Genomic DNA, 15,971 nt, shown 5'->3' on the forward strand with positions numbered 1-15,971 from the left:
TTATGGCAGGTAATGAAATTAATGGGTTGGTGTTTGATCTGGAGGCCGTGCCCGCGACCGAACAGCAACCGGCCACCATTATTCAGGTCGGCGGCTATCGCCCTGATGTGGGCGAGCAGCTGGAAGTCCAGGTAAATAACAATTTGCCAGAGGTACTGGCGCGGCTGGATGCCCTCTCTGACGGGGCGGCCTTTATTCTCGGGCATAATATTCTGGAGCATGACCTGCCATTATTACGGCAGGTGCAACCCAGCCTGCGGTTATTGGCCGGTCACCTGCCGGCGATTGATACACTCACCCTGTCGCCGCTGGCCTTCCCGCAAAACCCCTACCACCGCCTGATTAAAGATTACAAGCTGATCCGCAGCAGCCTCAATTCGCCACTCTCAGACTGCCATGCCACCGTGACGCTATTTCAGGATCAGAAGCAGGCGTTCAGCCAGCTCAACGCCCAGCACCGTCAGGAGTTGCTCTGCTACCAGAGCCTGCTGGCCCCCAAGGGCAGTGGCTTTGAGGCGCTGTTTACCGAACTGACCGGCCAGCCGCCGCTGCCGGCCAACATGCTGCACACGATGATCTGGCGGCTGATGCGTGAGACAGACCCCACGCTGCGACGCACCCTGAAGGTGTGCCAGACCCGGCTGCGCAGCCTGCTACGTGATGACCTGCCGCGGCCGGAACTGCACCAGCCGATCGCCTACCTGCTCGCCTGGTTGCGCGTCTCCGGCGGCAACTCGGTGCTGGCACCCTGGGTGCGCCACCAGTACCCGGCCGTCAGCCAGTTGGTGACGGAACTGCGTGATGTGCCGTGCGATGACGCCAGCTGCACCTACTGCGCGACCACCCACGATCCGCGCCATGAGCTACAGCGCTACTTTGGCTTCAGCCAGTTCCGCGAGGAGCGGCCCGGCAGCAGCCTCCAGCGCGCCATCGTGCTGGCGGGGATGCAGAACCAGCACGTGCTGGCGATTCTGGCGACCGGCGGCGGCAAATCCCTCTGCTACCAGTTGCCCGCCCTGAACCGCTACCACCGCAACGGCAGCCTGACGGTGATCATCTCGCCGCTGCAATCGCTGATGAAAGACCAGGTGGATGGGCTGCTGGCCCACAACATCCAGTGCGCGGCGACCCTCAATGGGCTGCTGACCATGCCGGAGCGCGCCGACGTGCTGGAGAAGATCCGCATGGGCGACATCGGCATTTTGCTGGTCTCGCCGGAACAGTTCCGCAACCGTGCCTTCTGTCTGGCGCTGCAACAGCGGCAGATTGGCGCGTGGATCTTTGATGAGGCGCACTGCCTCTCCAAGTGGGGCAATGATTTTCGCCCCGACTACCTCTACGCCAGCCGCTTTATCCGTGAGTTCAGCGCCGGGCAGCCGCTGGCGGCCATCGGCTGCTTCACCGCTACCGCCAAGCCGGACGTGCTGGAGGATATCCGCAGCCACTTCAAGCAGGAGCTGGGCATCCGCTTTCGCGAGTTCCTCGGCACGCATGAGCGCACCAACCTGGCCTTTGATGTCATCCCCTGCACGCGCAATGAGAAGTGGCCGCTCACCCGGCAACTGCTTGCCGAAGGGGTGGGCGAGGGCGGCGCGGTGGTGTTTGTCGCCAGCCGAAAAAATGCCGAGGAGCTGGCGGCCCACCTGCTCCAGCACGAGGTGAGGTGCCGCCACTTCCACGCTGGCCTGCCGCCGGGCGAGAAGAAGCTGATTCAGGAAAACTTCAAGGCTGGCGCATTGCAGGTGATTGTCGCCACCAACGCCTTTGGCATGGGCGTTGACAAGGCGGACGTACGTTTGGTGCTGCATGCCGACATCCCCGGATCGCTGGAGAACTATTTGCAGGAGGCCGGGCGCGCTGGCCGTGATCAGCAGCCCTCCCGCTGCATCTTGCTGTATGACCCGCAGGACATTGAGTCGCAGTTTGGCATGAGCGAGCGCGCCCGGCTAAGTATTCGTGACATCAAGCAGATTTTGAGCAAGGTGCGGCAGGAGAGCGTGCGCTGCAAGGAGGGGCCGCTGATTATTACGGCGGGCGAAATCCTGCTCGATGACAGCGTGGACACCAGCTTCAGCATTGATGACCGGGATGCCGAAACCAAGGTCACGACCGCCATCGCCTGGCTGGAGCGCGGCGGGTTCCTGACGCGCGGCGAAAACCACACCCGCATCTTCCCGGCCCATGTGCGGCTGCGTGGCGAAGAGGCGGAGCGCCGCTTGCAAGAGGCCGACCTGCCAGCGCGTCGTCGCGAGGAGTACCGCGCGATCCTGCAATTCCTCACGGACTCGCCAGCCGATGAGCGCATCGACACTGACCGGCTGATGGTGCTGACCAGCCAGACCCATGAGGAGATTGTCGGCGCGCTGCGCCAGATGGAGGCGTTGCAGCTGATTGAGAATGATGCGCAACTGACGCTCTACCTGCGCTATGGCGTAGTCGGCAGCTCGGAGCGTCGGCTGGAGCAGAGCTGCCAACTGGAGCAGGCGCTGTTTGCGCTGTTCCAAGAGAGCTACCCGGATCACGAGCCGGGCGGCTGGCTGGAGATCAACCTGCAATCCCTGACCGCGGAGTTGACGCAGCGGCTGGCGGGGCGCGAACTGTTGCCGGTGCAGGTGCTGCAACTGCTGCGCAGTTTGTCGCAGGATCGCGACGGCGACAGCCAGCAGCGCGGCTGTTTTGAGCTGCGGCAGCTTAACCGCGATGCGCTGCGGTTGCAGGTCAAGGGCGGGCTGAGCTGGTCACAGATCCAGGAGCAGGGCGAGAGCCGCCGGCTGCTGGCCGCGGCGCTGGTCACCTTTTTGGTGAAGAAGTTGCAGGGGCAGCGCGGCAAGGATCTGCTGGTAGAGACCACCTTCGGCGAGCTGGCAGACATGATTGCCACGCAGCCGGAGATCGCCTGCCACATCCCGCTGGAGGCGCGCAAAACGCGCACCGAGCAGGTGCTGCTCTACCTTCACCAGCAGGAGATCCTCTGCCTCAACCACGGCATGACGGTGATGCGGCGGGCGATGACCCTGCACGTCAACCCAGAGAAAAAGGGCAGCTACCTGAAGGAGGATTACGCGCGTCTGGATGAGCACTACCGCGAGAAGCGGGTGCAGGTGCATGTGATGCGCGAATACGCCGAGATGGCGCTGAAGGAGATGGGGCAGGCGCTGAATCTGGTGCTCGACTACTTCAGCGTGCTCTCCCATGAGTTTATCCAGAAGTATTTCCGTGGGCGCGAGGGGGTGCTGAAGCTGGCGACCAGCGAGGAGTCGTGGGAGATGATTGTCGGCAACCTCAACCCGGTGCAGAAGGCGATTGTGGCCGACGACGAGGACATCAACCGGCTGGTGCTGGCTGGCCCCGGCTCTGGCAAGACGCGGGTGATTGTGCACCGCATCGCCTATTTGCTGCGGGTGCGCCGCATCCCGGCGGCCAGCATCATCGCGCTGACCTTCAATCGCCATGCGGCCAACGAGATCCGCCAGCGGCTGGTGGCGCTGGTGGGCACGGAGGCCTATGGCCTGACCATCCTCACCTACCACAGCATGGCGATGCGGCTGACCGGCAGACGGCTGGAGGGCGAGCAGGCAGAGGAGCCACAAGCGAAGGGCGAATCGGCCTTCGACAAGATCCTGCAACACGCTGTGGATCTGCTGGAGGGCAAGGCCGCCACCGAAGAGGAGGGAGAGGATGACCTGCGCGAGCGGCTGCTGCGCGGCTACCGCTACATTCTGGTGGATGAGTATCAGGATATCGATGCACGCCAGTATCGGCTGGTCAGCGCACTGGCGGGCCGACGTCAGGAGGAGGAGGAGGGGCGGCTCTGCATCATGGCAGTAGGCGATGATGACCAGAACATCTACGAATGGCGCGGCACCGACAACCGCTATATCAGCGAGTTCGAGCAGCGATATGACGCGAAAATCGACTATCTGGTGGAGAACTATCGCTCTAGCCGGCATGTCATTAACGCCGCCAACAGTGTGATCATGCGCATCCCTGAGCGCCTGAAGGCTGACTACCCGATCCGCATCAATGCCAGCCGGGAAGAAACGCCGGATGGCGGGCGCTGGCGCGAGCTGGATCCCGACCGACAGGGGCGGGTCACGCGCCTGCTGATTGCCGGTCACAAGGGGCATTATGCCAATGTACAGGCGCAGGCCGCGCTCGCCGAGCTGATCCGGCTGCGACGGCTGGAGGGGGAGAGCAGCTGGGACGGCTGCGCAGTGCTGGCGCGCAGCCACCAGTTGCTGGAGCCGGTGCAAGCGTGGTGTGAAGAGGAGGGCGTGCCCTACCATCTGGCCGCCGACGGCCAGGGCGGCTCCTTCCTGACGCGTGAGCGGGAGTTTGTCGCCACCCTTGAGCAAATCCGCGCGCAACCGGCGCTGCCCGTCAGCGACCTGGAGGCGCGCCTTGGCCCGATGTGGACGCAGCCCCGCTGGCAGCACTTCTTCCAGGAGGCGCTGTGGCAATTACGCAGCGAGCAGGGTGAGCACCCGCTGCCCGCGGCGACGGTGGTGTCGTGGCTGTATGACTATGCCCGCGAGATCCGCCAGCAGCCGAAACCCGGCCTCTACGTCGGCACCGTGCACTCCACCAAGGGGCTGGAGTTTCGCCATGTGGTGCTGCTGGATGGTAAGTGGGGCAGCGGCAACAACCTCGAGGAGGATCGCCGCCTCTACTACGTCGGCATGACCCGCGCCAAAGAGACGTTGACCCTTGGCGAGTGCGAGCGCGGCCAGAGCTATAGCCGTGAGCTGGCGGCAGAGGAAGCGGATTGCCGCCGCTATCAGGCCAGCCACCGCCCAGAGCTGGATCGCCACTACCGTTACCTGACGTTGAAGGAGGTGGACATTGGCTTTGCTGGCCGCCAGCCCGCCAGCCATGCGGTACATGCCGATGTGCGCGCCCTGAAACCGGGTGACCCATTGCGGCTGGAGGCGGGCCAAGGGGGATATAGGCTGTTGACCCCGCAGGGCCGGGTCGTGGGCCGCACGGCCCGGGCGTTCGAATTGGATATGGAGGTGACGCACTGCGAGGTGGCGGCCATCTGTGTGCGCTACGCCAGCGAAAGCAGCGACCCGGAGAAGTACCCGGTGAAGGTGGATCAGTGGGAGGTGGTGGTGCCCCGGCTGTGGGGCCAACGGAAACGGGCATAAACCCGGCTTGATGGGGCGTGAAGTGTGCCGCCCCATAGCGCGTAGCACAAAAGCGCGCGGTTAACCCCCTGTCATGTTAGGAGAAAGGTGAATTGGCCCGGCCAGTTCACAAAAATGGATAAACAGTGAACAATTACGCGGCTAACTGTGAGTCCATTCACATCAAAATTGTTGCTTCCTGATTATAAGAACGCCATTCATGTTAAATTAAAACGGCGGTTCAATTATGGAAAAGCAGCAGATGGCCCCAGGTGACGCAGAGCGGCCGATTCTCTTCCGGCACCTAATGGCCTATGGCGGTGGCAACCTGCTGGGCAGCGGCGCACTGGCCATCGCCGGTGCCTGGTTGCTCTACTTCTACACCACCTTTTGCGGCCTGACGCTGCTGGAGGCGTCGGCGATCTTCTCTGTCGCCAGCATCATCGACGCCCTCAGCAACCCGCTGATGGGCTACCTGACCGATAACTTCGGCCACACGCGCCTTGGCAAGCTGTTTGGCCGCCGCCGCTTCTTCCTGCTGATTGGCGCGCCGCTGATGCTGTTCTACCCGCTGCTGTGGGTCGAGGGCTTCGGCTTCTGGTACTACCTCAGCACCTACGTGATCTTTGAGCTGATCTACACCTCGGTGATGGTGCCCTATGAGACGCTGGCCACCGAAATGACCACCCACTTCGCCATGCGCTCAAAACTCACCGGCTACAAGGCCATTTTTGGCAAGATGGCCAACTTTCTCGCGGCCTTCATTCCCGGCCAGTTCATCCTGATCTACGGCAAGGAGTCGGCCAAGCCCTTCTTCTACACCGGCCTGACCTACGGCGCGATCCTGTTCATCGCCATCGGCCTGCTCTACTTCTGCACCTGGGAGCGCCAGCAGGCGCCGCTGCGCGCTCTCGACCTGCACAGAAAGACGCTGGGGCAGACCATGCTGTCGCTCGGGCGCGATATGGTCTCCACCTTCCACTTGCGGGTGTTCCGCAAACACCTCGGCATGTACCTGTTTGGCTTCGGGGCCGAGTGGCTGTTCGCCTCGGTCTTCACCTACTTCATCATCTTCGTGTTGCAGTATGACCCGGCGATGGTCGCGGGCCTCAACAGCCTGAACTCGCTGCTGCAACTCTTCTCCACCGCCATCTTTATCGGGCTGTGCGTGCGCAAAGGCTTCAGCAACCCCTACATTTTGGCGCTGGGGATTGTGGTGTTCGCCGTTGGCTGCTACACGCTGCTCTACTTCCTGCAACTGCCGGCCACCTACGCCACGGTGGCGATGCTCAGCATCACCGTGGTGTTTGGCATCGGCACCGGCGGCGTCTACTACATCCCGTGGACGGTCTACACCTTCCTGGCGGACGTGGATGAGATCTTCACTGGCCGCCGCCGTGAGGGGATCTACGCCGGGGCGATGACCTTCTCCGGCAAGCTGATGCGCTCGGTGGTGGTGTTCGTGATGGGCGCGATCCTCAGCTTCTACGGCTTCCAGTCCAAGTCCCACACCCAGCCGGAGAGCGCGGTGATCGCCATTGCGCTGGTGTTCTGCATCGGCGTGGTGTCGCTGGCGCTGGTGGCGATGGTGTTCAGCAAGCAGATGACCCTCAACCGCACCACCCACCAGATTGTGCTGGATGAGGTGGCGCGCATCCGCGCTGGCGGCCGGATCGCTGATGTCACGCCGCTGACGCGCAATGTAGTGGAGGAGCTGGTGGGCTACCCCTATGAGGCGTGCTGGGGCAACAGCCCAATCTGCCGCAAGATGCTCGACCAGCAGACGCTGGCCCGTCCGGCGCAGCCAACCACCGACGCCTGACGGCAGGCGTCCAGGTTTTTCTGACGGCCGTCAAAATTTATGAAACAACGTTTTATTTTTGTTTGTCGCCCGTTTTTATTTGCGTTAGGATCCTTGCCATCCAAGCAGCCCAATGGGGGCGGCGGCACATTGAGGGAACTATGATGATTCTTGAGGCATTTTCACTACAGAACAAGGTCGCCCTGGTGACGGGCTGTGACACTGGGTTGGGGCAGGGGATGGCGGTGGGGCTGGCGCAGGCGGGCTGTGACATCATTGGCGTCAATATCGTTGAGCCTGCCGAGACCGAGCAGCAGGTCACGGCGCTGGGCCGTCGCTTCCTTAGCCTGACCGGCGACCTGCGTGACACTGCGATTGTGCCGGATCTGGTGGCGCGCGCGGTGGCGGAGTTTGGCCGCATTGACATTCTGGTCAATAACGCTGGCATCATCCGTCGCGAGGACGCGTTGGAGTTCAGCGAAAAGGATTGGGATGACGTGATGAACCTGAACATCAAATCGGTGTTCTTTATGTCGCAGGCGGTGGCGAAGCAGTTCATCGCGCAGGGCAGCGGCGGCAAAATCATCAACATCGCCTCGATGCTCTCCTTCCAGGGCGGCATCCGCGTTCCCTCCTACACCGCCTCCAAGAGCGCGGTGATGGGCGTCACCCGCCTGCTGGCTAACGAGTGGGCGAAGCATGGCATCAACGTCAACGCCATCGCGCCGGGCTACATGGCGACCAACAACACCCAGCAACTGCGCGCCGATGAGTCCCGCAGCCAGGAGATTTTGGGACGCATCCCGGCAGGCCGCTGGGGTACGCCGGGCGACGTGATGGGGCCAGTAGTGTTCCTCGCCTCGCCGGCGGCCGACTATATTAATGGCTACACCTTGGCCGTCGATGGCGGCTGGCTGGCACGTTAACCCTTTCTGCGGCCCGGTGCGCCGGGCCACGCGACAACCGGAGGCGGCCTGCCGCCCCATAAGGAGAGCGAGATGAAGATTGCATTGATGATGGAGAACAGCCAGGCAGCGAAAAATGCCGTGGTGCTGAAACAGCTGACCGAGGTGGCAACCGAGCGCGACCATCAGGTCTTCAACGTCGGCATGAGCGACGAGCAGGATCACCACCTGACCTACATCCATCTCGGCATCATGGCGAGCCTGCTGCTGAACGCCAAGGCAGTCGATTTTGTGGTGAGCGGCTGCGGCACCGGGCAGGGCGCGCTGCTCTCGCTCAACCTGCACCCCGGCGTGGTGTGCGGCTACTGCATCGATCCGGCCGACGCCTACCTGTTTGCCCAGATCAACAACGGCAACGCGTTGGCCCTGCCGTATGCCAAGGGCTTTGGCTGGGGCGCAGAGTTGAACGTGCGTTTCATCTTTGAGAAAGCCTTCACCGGCGAGCGCGGCGCAGGCTACCCACCAGAGCGCAAAGAGCCGCAGGTGCGCAACGCTGGCATCCTCAATCAGGTGAAAACCAGTATGCTGAAGGGCGGCTGCATTGACACCCTGCGCGCGCTGGACCCGGAACTGGTGAAAACCGCCGTCTCCGGCGAACGCTTCCAGCAGTGCTTCTTCGAGCACTGTCAGGACAAAGAGATTGAAGCCTACGTGCGCAGCGTGCTGGGCTAAACGGCCCGATAAAAAAGCCCCATCAGGAAACTGATGGGGCTTTTTTGATACCCGCCGGATCGTTCAACTGAGCGGCATCAGCCCCCAGGCGGGCTTTTCGGCGGCTTACTGCGCCGGTTGCAGCTCGGTCTTGATCCAGCCCGGCTCGCGCTTGTCGAACGCCTCATAGGCGGCGACCACGTCACTCAGCGGCTCCACTTGGGTCAGCACCTTCACCGGGTCAATCACGCCGGTGCGCACCAGCTCCAGCAGGTGCGGGATGATGGCGTGGTGGTTGCAGTTGCCCATCCGCATCGTCAGGTTCTTGTTCATCGCCTTGCCAATCGGGAAGGTCTCCGCCGTTGGCGGGTAGACACCAATGATGCTCAGGCGGCCAGCCTTCGCCAGCGTGGCGATGGCCCACTCTAGCGCCTGCGTCGGCGCGTCACCGGGGATCCAGTTGCCATTGTGGACATGCTGGTGACCGGCGTTCTCCGGCGCGACCTGCTGCACCTCCTGCTGGAACTTGGTCGCTTTCTCCGCAGCCTCCGCCGCCGCCGGGCCGTGGTGGGCGTGCTGGCTATCAACGCCCACCGCATCAATCGCGCAGTCCGCGCCAATGCCGCCGGTCAGGGACTTGATCACCTCGACCGGGTCTTCCTGCTCAAAGTTGACGGTAAACGCCCCCTGACGGCGCGCCATCGCCAGCCGATCCTCATGTCCATCAACCGCAATCACCCGGCCAGCCCCCATCAACAGCGCGCTGGCAATGGCGAACTGGCCGACCGGGCCGCAGCCGAACACCGTCACGGTGTCGCCGCGCGAGATGCCAGCCAGTTCAGCACCGAACCAGCCGGTGGGGAAGATGTCACTGACCAGAATGGCCTGATCGTCCGTCACCTCATCCGGCACCTTGACCAGCGTATTGGCGGCGTGCGGGATGCGCGCCTTCTCCGCCTGCAAGCCGTTCACCGGGCCAGTGGCCTCTGGGCCGCCGAAGAAGCAGGTGCCGGCCTCCGGGCCATTGGGGTTGGCGTTGTCACACTGCGCGGTGTTACCAGCGCGGCACGGCGGGCAGACGCCGCAGGAGACGGTGGAGCAGACCACCACCCGGTCGCCAATCTCCAGGTTGCGCACCTCCTTGCCAAGCTGCTCGACGATGCCGACGCCCTCATGGCCAAGGATGGTGCCAGCCTTCATGCCGCTGAAAGTGCCGCGCACAAAGTGCAAGTCAGTGCCGCAGATGGCGGAGGAGGTGAGGCGGATAACGGCATCCGTGGATTGTTCCAGTTGCGGGTCAGCGACCTCATCCAGACGGATATCCCCGACGGCATGCCAAACGAGCGCTTTCATAGTTGCTCCTTTTTCATTAGGTTTCAGAAAAGTATGGGATAAGATCACGCTTTTTGCGAAAACTGGCTTTGCGAAAATGGAAAGCGCGCGGGCAGGACGGCCCGCGCGGGAAGGGGCTACGGCGTGGCTTTTGGCACCACCGGGACGACCGGGGCCACCAGCGGCTGGCCGTTCTCAATGCCTTGGGCAGTGGCCTCCGGCACCACCAGCGGCTCCGGCGGCACCAACGTCTCGGGCACCAGAATCACCTTGCGGCACTCCTCCTCTTTTTTCTCAAAAATTTCGTAACCACGGGCGGCCTCTGACAGCGACAGCCGGTGGGTGATGATCTCCTCTGGCGAGATCAGCCCCTGCTCAATCAGCGGCAGCAGCTCCGGCAGATAGGCCTGAACGTGGGTCTGGCCCATCTTGAAGGTCAGCCCCTTGTCGAAGGCGTCACCGAACAGGAAGCCGTGGATAAAACCTGCGTAGACGCCCGGCACGCTAACGATGCCGCCGCGCCGTACCGCTGCGATGCACTGGCGCAGCGCCTTGCCGCTGCTCCCCTCCAGCTTGAGGTTGGCGAGGATGGTCTCGGTCATGCTGCCCTTGGCCTCAAAGCCGACCGCGTCGATCACCGCATCCACGCCACGGTTGCCCGGCGTCTGCTCAATGATGGTCTCCGCCGGGTCATCAATCTCATCAAAGTTGATGGGGATGACGCCGTAACGCTGCTGGGCGAATGCCAGCCGGTAGGGGTGGTGATCCACCATGAAGATCTGCTCGGCACCCAGCATCCGGGCGCAGGCCGCGCTCAGCAGGCCCACCGGGCCAGCGCCGAAAATCGCCACCCGCGAGCCTTTGCCGACCTGCCCATTCTTCACCGCCTGCCAGGCGGTCGGCAGGATGTCGCTCAAAAACAGCACTTTGTCATCTGACAGCACATCCGGCACCTTGAACGGGCCGGTGTTGGCCTTCGGTACTCGCACGTACTCCGCCTGCCCGCCGGGGATGCCGCCATAGAGGTGGCTGAAGCCAAATAGCGCCGCCGGCGGTGGGATCTGCTTCTTGTTGATGATGGCGCCACGGCCGGTATTGGTGGTTTCACAGGCGGCAAACTGCTGCATCCGGCAGAAGAAGCAGTCACCGCAGGCGATCACAAACGGGATCACCACCCGGTCACCCTTCTGGACGGCGGTCACCTCGCGGCCAGCCTCTACCACTTCGCCCATGAACTCATGGCCGAAGATGTCGCCGTGCTCCGTCTGGGGGATCTTGCCGCGATAGAGGTGCAGGTCAGAGCCACAGATGGCGGTGGCCGTCACACGCAGGATAATGTCATCCTGGTTAACAATCCCCGGGTCGGCAACATTATCGACGCTAACCTGATAGGGGCCGTGATAAGTCAGGGCTTTCATCGTTCTATCCTTATAGTGGAGAAGACCCTTTAACTGTAGTGGCAAGCGCCGCCCTTTGCCGGGTGAAAGGCAGCCTCGCCCGGATTCGGTGAAAAATCAGACAATTCTCGGCGGGGGGAAACTGGGCATTATTTAGTTTTTCTATTATGAAATTTTATTCATCCATCTAATAAATACGACGAAACAGCTGCTTGCACTCTTTAATCTTTTTATACCGCCGGCAACGGTTGTTACGCTTCTCCCCGCTGAATCTTGCCGGGCGGCACCCTATGATCAACGCCGCGTAAACAGATTTGCCGGCGACGCTGGCGAGCATAATGGAGGAGAGAGTGATGAACAGAAAGATTGCCGGCACGGTGCTGACCAGCGCGCTGATGCTGATGGGTGCGCTGGCACCCGCCCACGCCACCGAGCAGGCGCAACAGCGCCGCGAGGCCCGCGACACGCGGCAGGATACCCGCCAGGATGCGCGGCAGGACAAACGCCGCTGTGTGCTGGATGATGACCAAAGCAACCACGACTGCCGCAAAGATAAACGCGAGAAGAAACAGGACGGGCGCCAGGAGGCGCGCGACATCAAATATTGATCGGCCGCCAATGGCCACACCGCCCGCACCCGTTGGTGCGGGCTTTTTTATGGGCGCGGGCAGAATATTGCGTTAAATCAATCCAGCGTGATTTGGCCGCTCTGAACCGCGCCTTTGTCCCCCTAACTCGGACATACAGGAGTTTTCTGCCGCCCTAACCTAGGCTGTGTCCCTTAATCGTTTGAGCTAGAGTCACTGTCTGTTTTCACCACATCTTGATCTATGGCTCGCTACGACCTTCCTGATGAAGCATGGATTATCATCCAGCCTTTACGGCCTGCTGAACCCTTATCCCCACGGGCCGCACGTCCATGGGCTGAGCATCGTAAAATTATCAACGGTATGTTCTGGGAAAAGTAGTCATTCCTCGAAAAGCAGGGTAAACACCAATAGAGAAGATTTTTTGTTTCCCTTCGAAACGATAAGCCATTTGCCAGTATTTCGAACCTTTAGGGGGAACATACCAAAGCCATCCGTTAGCTTGTATCCCTTCTCAAGGGTTTTGCATTTTTTGCTTTAATATCAGTCAGTGACATGAAAACACTCCCTTGTTTGTTGGTAAAAGGGAGATCGAACCAGCATTTTTACTATCAAAATGATATGGCTTCGAGTGGTGTTTAGTGAACGCGGGTGAACGTGAAGAAGGGGATAACCAACTGATAGAAATGCAGAAAGCAGACGTCAGTGAACGTCTGCTTCCCTTAATTTGGCTCCTCTGACTGGACTCGAACCAGTGACATACGGATTAACAGTCCGCCGTTCTACCGACTGAACTACAGAGGAATCGTGTGAACGAGGCGCATAATAACGACCTGCCGTGGTGCTGTCAAAGGGTTGTCAGCAAAAGTGTTTTGTTTGCCGCTATTTTGCCCATGCTGTTGATATTTTTAGCAAAGTGGCGGCGCATTGCGCGCCGCCGTGGGGGTTAGCCGCGGGTGAATCGCAGTTGGTAGTGGTAACGCGGCGCGCTGAGCAGGAAATCTTTATGGACGCTGGGGCTCCAGGAGTCATCCCCGCCGACGCCCATGTGGTGGCCGTCGAGGTTCAGCCAGGCACCCGGCTCCTCACGCAGCAGGTGGCGGTGGCTGGCCTCGGTGAGTTGCTCCCGGCTGTGGCGGCTCAGGCCAAAGTGGAAGTGGCCCTCAATGCACCAGTCACCATAGGTAAGTTGGCGGGTGTCACAGCGCAGGCCATTTTCGGTCGGGAAGACGTAGGGGGTGCTGAGCGCCGCCAATGGCAGTGTCCAGCGGCCAGGGCGCGCCGCCAACTGGCGATCCGGATAGTTCTCATGCGGCCCCAGTCCCAGCCAGCTGGCCTGATCCTGCTCCGTCGCCAGCTGGGTACGCAGGCCAATGCGTGCGGGCGGCGGCAGGCCCGCGCCCACCTCGACCTCCACGCTAACATGCAGCGTGCCCTGATCGTCGATGCGCCACAGCTTGCGGCTGCGCAGCAGCGCCCGGCCATCGGCCTCGTAGGCGTGGTCGCTGGTCAACAGTACACCGTCCGGCAACTGTGCCGCCGTCAAGGCCAGCAGCCGCGGCTCCAGCCGGTAGTAGCCGGCCTGCTTCCAGCGCTCTACCCAAGCGTTGGGATCGATGCGCGTGACCTCGCTGACTCCGATGTCATTGTCCAACGGCGCGCGCGTGAACTGGTCTTCGAAGGGAGAGAGCAGCCCCGGCGCGCCCTGTGACTGCCACTGCGTCAGCGTGCCGGTGGTGCGGCAGAAGTGCCAGCGCTGGTCGCCGTGCGTTACCTCATAGGTCGCATCGCTACTGTGCAGGCGCGGTGTCTCGCCAGGGGCGGCGTTGTTGGCAGGGCCAGCGTCTGCGGCAGTTGCCACTGATCCCACGCGCTGCGGTGGCCGGCGTCTGACCAGCCGGTCGCCGCTGGCTGCACCACCTCCACCAGCAGCCAGCACTCGCCACCCAGCGGCGCGCGCGGCAGGGTGGCTGGCAGCGTCAGGGTGCGGGTGGCGCGCGGCGGCAGATCCAGCGCCAGTTCGCCGCTCTCCAGCAGTTCGCCGTCGTGCTCAACCCGCCAGCGCAGAGTCTCGTTGTCACTGTGGCGGAACAGGAACTCGCTGCTCACCTCCAGCGTCAGCGGGTCGTGGCCGAGCAGCCGGAACTGGAAGAATTGCTGGGCGCGCTGCGCCTCCAGCAGCGCCGGGTGCGGCGTGCGGTCGGCGAACACCAGCCCGTTCATGCAGAACTGGCGATCGTTCGGCGTGTCGCCAAAATCGCCGCCGTAGGCTTGCCACGGGTTGCCCGCCTCGTCCAGCCGCGTCAGGGACTGATCTGCCCAGTCCCAGACGAAACCGCCCTGGAGCCGCGGGTGCTGGCGGAAGGCTCGCCAGTAGCGGTCAAAGCCGCCAAAGCTGTTGCCCATCGCGTGGGCATACTCGCAGAGGATCAGCGGGCGCTGCTCGCCGGGCAGGGCGATCCACTTCGCCAGCGACCATTTGGGTACGGCCGGGAAAGGTTGGTCTTCATCTACGCGGGCATACATCGGGCAGACAATGTCCGTGGCGGCACTGTTGGCGCCGCCGCCCTCATACTGCACCGGGCGGGTCGGGTCAGCCGATTTTATCCAGCGGTAGAGAGCATCGTGGGTGCTGCCATGGCCTGACTCATTGCCTAGTGACCAGATGATGATGCAGGCGTGGTTGCGGTCGCGCTGCACCATGCGGGTAACGCGATCGCTGAAGGCCGGGAACCAGCGCGGGTCGTCTGACAGCCGGTTCATCGGCTGCATACCGTGAGTCTCAATGTTCGCCTCATCCACCACATACAGCCCGTGGCGATCGCACAGGCGATACCAGAGCGGCACGTTGGGATAGTGTGAACAACGCACCGCATTGAAGTTGTGCTGCTTCATCAGCCGGATGTCCTGCAACATGGTGGCCTCATCCATCACCTGCCCATGCTCCGGGTGGTGCTCGTGGCGGTTAGTCCCCCGGATCAGCAGCGGCTGGCCGTTGAGCGTCAGCAGACCATGTTCAATCGCCACCCGGCGGAACCCGACGTCATACGCCTCCGCCTCCACCAGCTCGCCAGAGAGCTGATAGAGCGCCACCACCGCGCGGTAGAGCGCCGGCTGCTCCGCGCTCCACAGGCGCGGGGCGGCCACCGGCAGCCGCAGCGTCACGCGGTCATGGTAGGCACCGCGCTCATCCACTGTCTCACTGCCAAATGGCAGCGCCTGCGTTGCCACCTGCTCATCGCCGTCCCACAGCGTCACCTCCACCCGGTAGGCCTGTTGCTGCTCCGGCGTCAGGTTGGCGTGCACCTCGGCCACCAGCTTGCCGTGGCGCAGATCCGCCGCCAGCGGCGTGGTGAGCCGCACGTCCGTCAGGTGCACCGCCGGTTTGTGCAGCAGGCTGACGTCACGGTAGATGCCGCTCATCCGCCACATATCCTGATCCTCGAGGTAGCTGCCGGCGCACCAGCGCAGCACCATCACCGCCAGCCGGTTCTCGCCAGCATGGAGGAACGGCGTCAGGTCAAATTCAGCTGGCAGGCGGCTGTCCTGGGAGAAACCGGCGAACTGCCCGTTGCACCAGAGGGCAAAGGCGGCATTGACGCCATCAAAGATGATGCGCGTCTGCCCCTCGGCCAGCCACGCCTCCGGCACGCGCACATGGCGGGAGTAGCAGCCGGTGGGGTTCTCGGCGGGCACAAAGGGCGGGTTGACCGGGATCGGGTACTGCACGTTGGTGTAGATGGGCGCATCGTAGCCCGCCAGCTGCCAGTTGGCGGGCACCGCCAGCGTGGCGGCCTCTGGCAGATCCGCCTCCAGCCAACTGGCTGGCACCGCCTCCGGCCGCGGAAAGTAGCTAAATGCCCACTCGCCATTCAGGCCAAGATGGCTGGGAGAGGGGGCCTCATCGCGGGCGGCTTGCGGGTCACGCCAGCTGGCAAACGGCGGGTGGGCCGCCAGCCGGTGGAGGTGGGTCAGATGGGGCATCTCCCAGGGGCGCTGGGCCAGCAGGTCGGCCAGCGACAGGGCGGCAGGTTCAGGTTGCATAGGATCTCCGCTAAAATGTTATGCGCTCACAATTGAGGGTACACTGACGCGGCGACGGCTGGCTGTAA

7 protein-coding genes, 1 tRNA gene and 3 pseudogenes are annotated in these 15,971 nt (G+C 62.6%); 6 read left to right on the plus strand and 5 right to left on the minus strand.

Going from position 1 to position 15,971, the window contains the following annotated elements; genetic code table 11:
- The first annotated feature begins 2 nt into the window (after window positions 1-2).
- The 4 genes from ACK3SD_RS06105 (at window position 3) to ACK3SD_RS06120 (ending at window position 8,564) form a co-directional block, all read left to right on the plus strand.
- Window positions 3-5,147 (plus strand): RecQ family ATP-dependent DNA helicase, encoded by a 5,145-nt coding sequence (locus tag ACK3SD_RS06105; RefSeq protein ID WP_481127115.1) that lies wholly within the window; start codon window positions 3-5, stop codon window positions 5,145-5,147.
- Window positions 5,148-5,373: 226 nt separating this feature from the next.
- A complete protein-coding gene (locus ACK3SD_RS06110; protein ID WP_481127116.1) occupies window positions 5,374-6,948 on the plus strand; it encodes an MFS transporter in 1,575 nt (524 codons plus the stop codon).
- A gap of 143 nt (window positions 6,949-7,091) precedes the next feature.
- Complete coding sequence (gene kduD, locus ACK3SD_RS06115) at window positions 7,092-7,853, plus strand: 2-dehydro-3-deoxy-D-gluconate 5-dehydrogenase KduD (protein ID WP_481127504.1); 762 nt, start codon at window positions 7,092-7,094, stop codon at window positions 7,851-7,853.
- A gap of 72 nt (window positions 7,854-7,925) precedes the next feature.
- The gene (locus ACK3SD_RS06120) at window positions 7,926-8,564 is read left to right on the plus strand and encodes an RpiB/LacA/LacB family sugar-phosphate isomerase (RefSeq protein ID WP_481127117.1); all 639 of its coding nucleotides are present in this window, start codon (window positions 7,926-7,928) and stop codon (window positions 8,562-8,564) included.
- Window positions 8,565-8,669: 105 nt separating this feature from the next.
- On the opposite strand, the gene ACK3SD_RS06125 is transcribed toward ACK3SD_RS06120, so the two are convergent.
- Together ACK3SD_RS06125 and ACK3SD_RS06130 are read right to left on the minus strand one after the other, a co-directional pair.
- Window positions 8,670-9,896, minus strand: a complete 1,227-nt coding sequence (locus ACK3SD_RS06125; RefSeq protein WP_481127118.1) for a zinc-dependent alcohol dehydrogenase — start codon at window positions 9,894-9,896, stop codon at window positions 8,670-8,672.
- Window positions 9,897-10,012: 116 nt separating this feature from the next.
- Window positions 10,013-11,293 carry a zinc-dependent alcohol dehydrogenase gene (locus ACK3SD_RS06130; RefSeq protein ID WP_481127119.1) on the minus strand — a complete coding sequence of 427 codons (1,281 nt, stop codon included), beginning with the start codon at window positions 11,291-11,293 and terminating at the stop codon, window positions 10,013-10,015.
- 332 nt (window positions 11,294-11,625) lie between these two features.
- Here ACK3SD_RS06130 and ACK3SD_RS06135 point away from each other — a divergent pair, with 332 nt between their 5' ends.
- Window positions 11,626-11,880 (plus strand): hypothetical protein, encoded by a 255-nt coding sequence (locus ACK3SD_RS06135; protein WP_481127120.1) that lies wholly within the window; start codon window positions 11,626-11,628, stop codon window positions 11,878-11,880.
- A gap of 222 nt (window positions 11,881-12,102) precedes the next feature.
- Window positions 12,103-12,231 (plus strand): annotated as a pseudogene (locus tag ACK3SD_RS06140) (IS5/IS1182 family transposase); the annotation flags it as partial.
- Window positions 12,232-12,253: 22 nt separating this feature from the next.
- On the opposite strand, the pseudogene ACK3SD_RS06145 reads toward ACK3SD_RS06140, so the two are convergent.
- From ACK3SD_RS06145 to ACK3SD_RS06155, 3 genes and pseudogenes are all read right to left on the minus strand, one after another.
- Window positions 12,254-12,416: pseudogene (locus ACK3SD_RS06145) on the minus strand (Arm DNA-binding domain-containing protein); the annotation flags it as partial.
- Window positions 12,417-12,587: 171 nt separating this feature from the next.
- Window positions 12,588-12,663, minus strand: a tRNA-Asn gene (locus ACK3SD_RS06150).
- A gap of 142 nt (window positions 12,664-12,805) precedes the next feature.
- Window positions 12,806-15,903, minus strand: a pseudogene (locus tag ACK3SD_RS06155) (beta-galactosidase).
- Between the last annotated feature and the right edge of the window lie 68 nt (window positions 15,904-15,971).

It is taken from the genome of Chimaeribacter sp. YP20170169, from assembly GCF_056739715.1.

Bases quoted from the DNA above. Each gene is read 5' to 3' on its own strand.
- ACK3SD_RS06105 (WP_481127115.1), top strand. From the start codon at position 3: ATGGCAGGTAATGAAATTAATGGGTTGGTGTTTGATCTGGAGGCCGTG.
- ACK3SD_RS06110 (WP_481127116.1), top strand. From the start codon at position 5,374: ATGGAAAAGCAGCAGATGGCCCCAGGTGACGCAGAGCGGCCGATTCTC.
- kduD (WP_481127504.1), top strand. From the start codon at position 7,092: ATGATTCTTGAGGCATTTTCACTACAGAACAAGGTCGCCCTGGTGACG.
- ACK3SD_RS06120 (WP_481127117.1), top strand. From the start codon at position 7,926: ATGAAGATTGCATTGATGATGGAGAACAGCCAGGCAGCGAAAAATGCC.
- ACK3SD_RS06125 (WP_481127118.1), bottom strand. From the start codon at position 9,896: ATGAAAGCGCTCGTTTGGCATGCCGTCGGGGATATCCGTCTGGATGAG.
- ACK3SD_RS06130 (WP_481127119.1), bottom strand. From the start codon at position 11,293: ATGAAAGCCCTGACTTATCACGGCCCCTATCAGGTTAGCGTCGATAAT.
- ACK3SD_RS06135 (WP_481127120.1), top strand. From the start codon at position 11,626: ATGAACAGAAAGATTGCCGGCACGGTGCTGACCAGCGCGCTGATGCTG.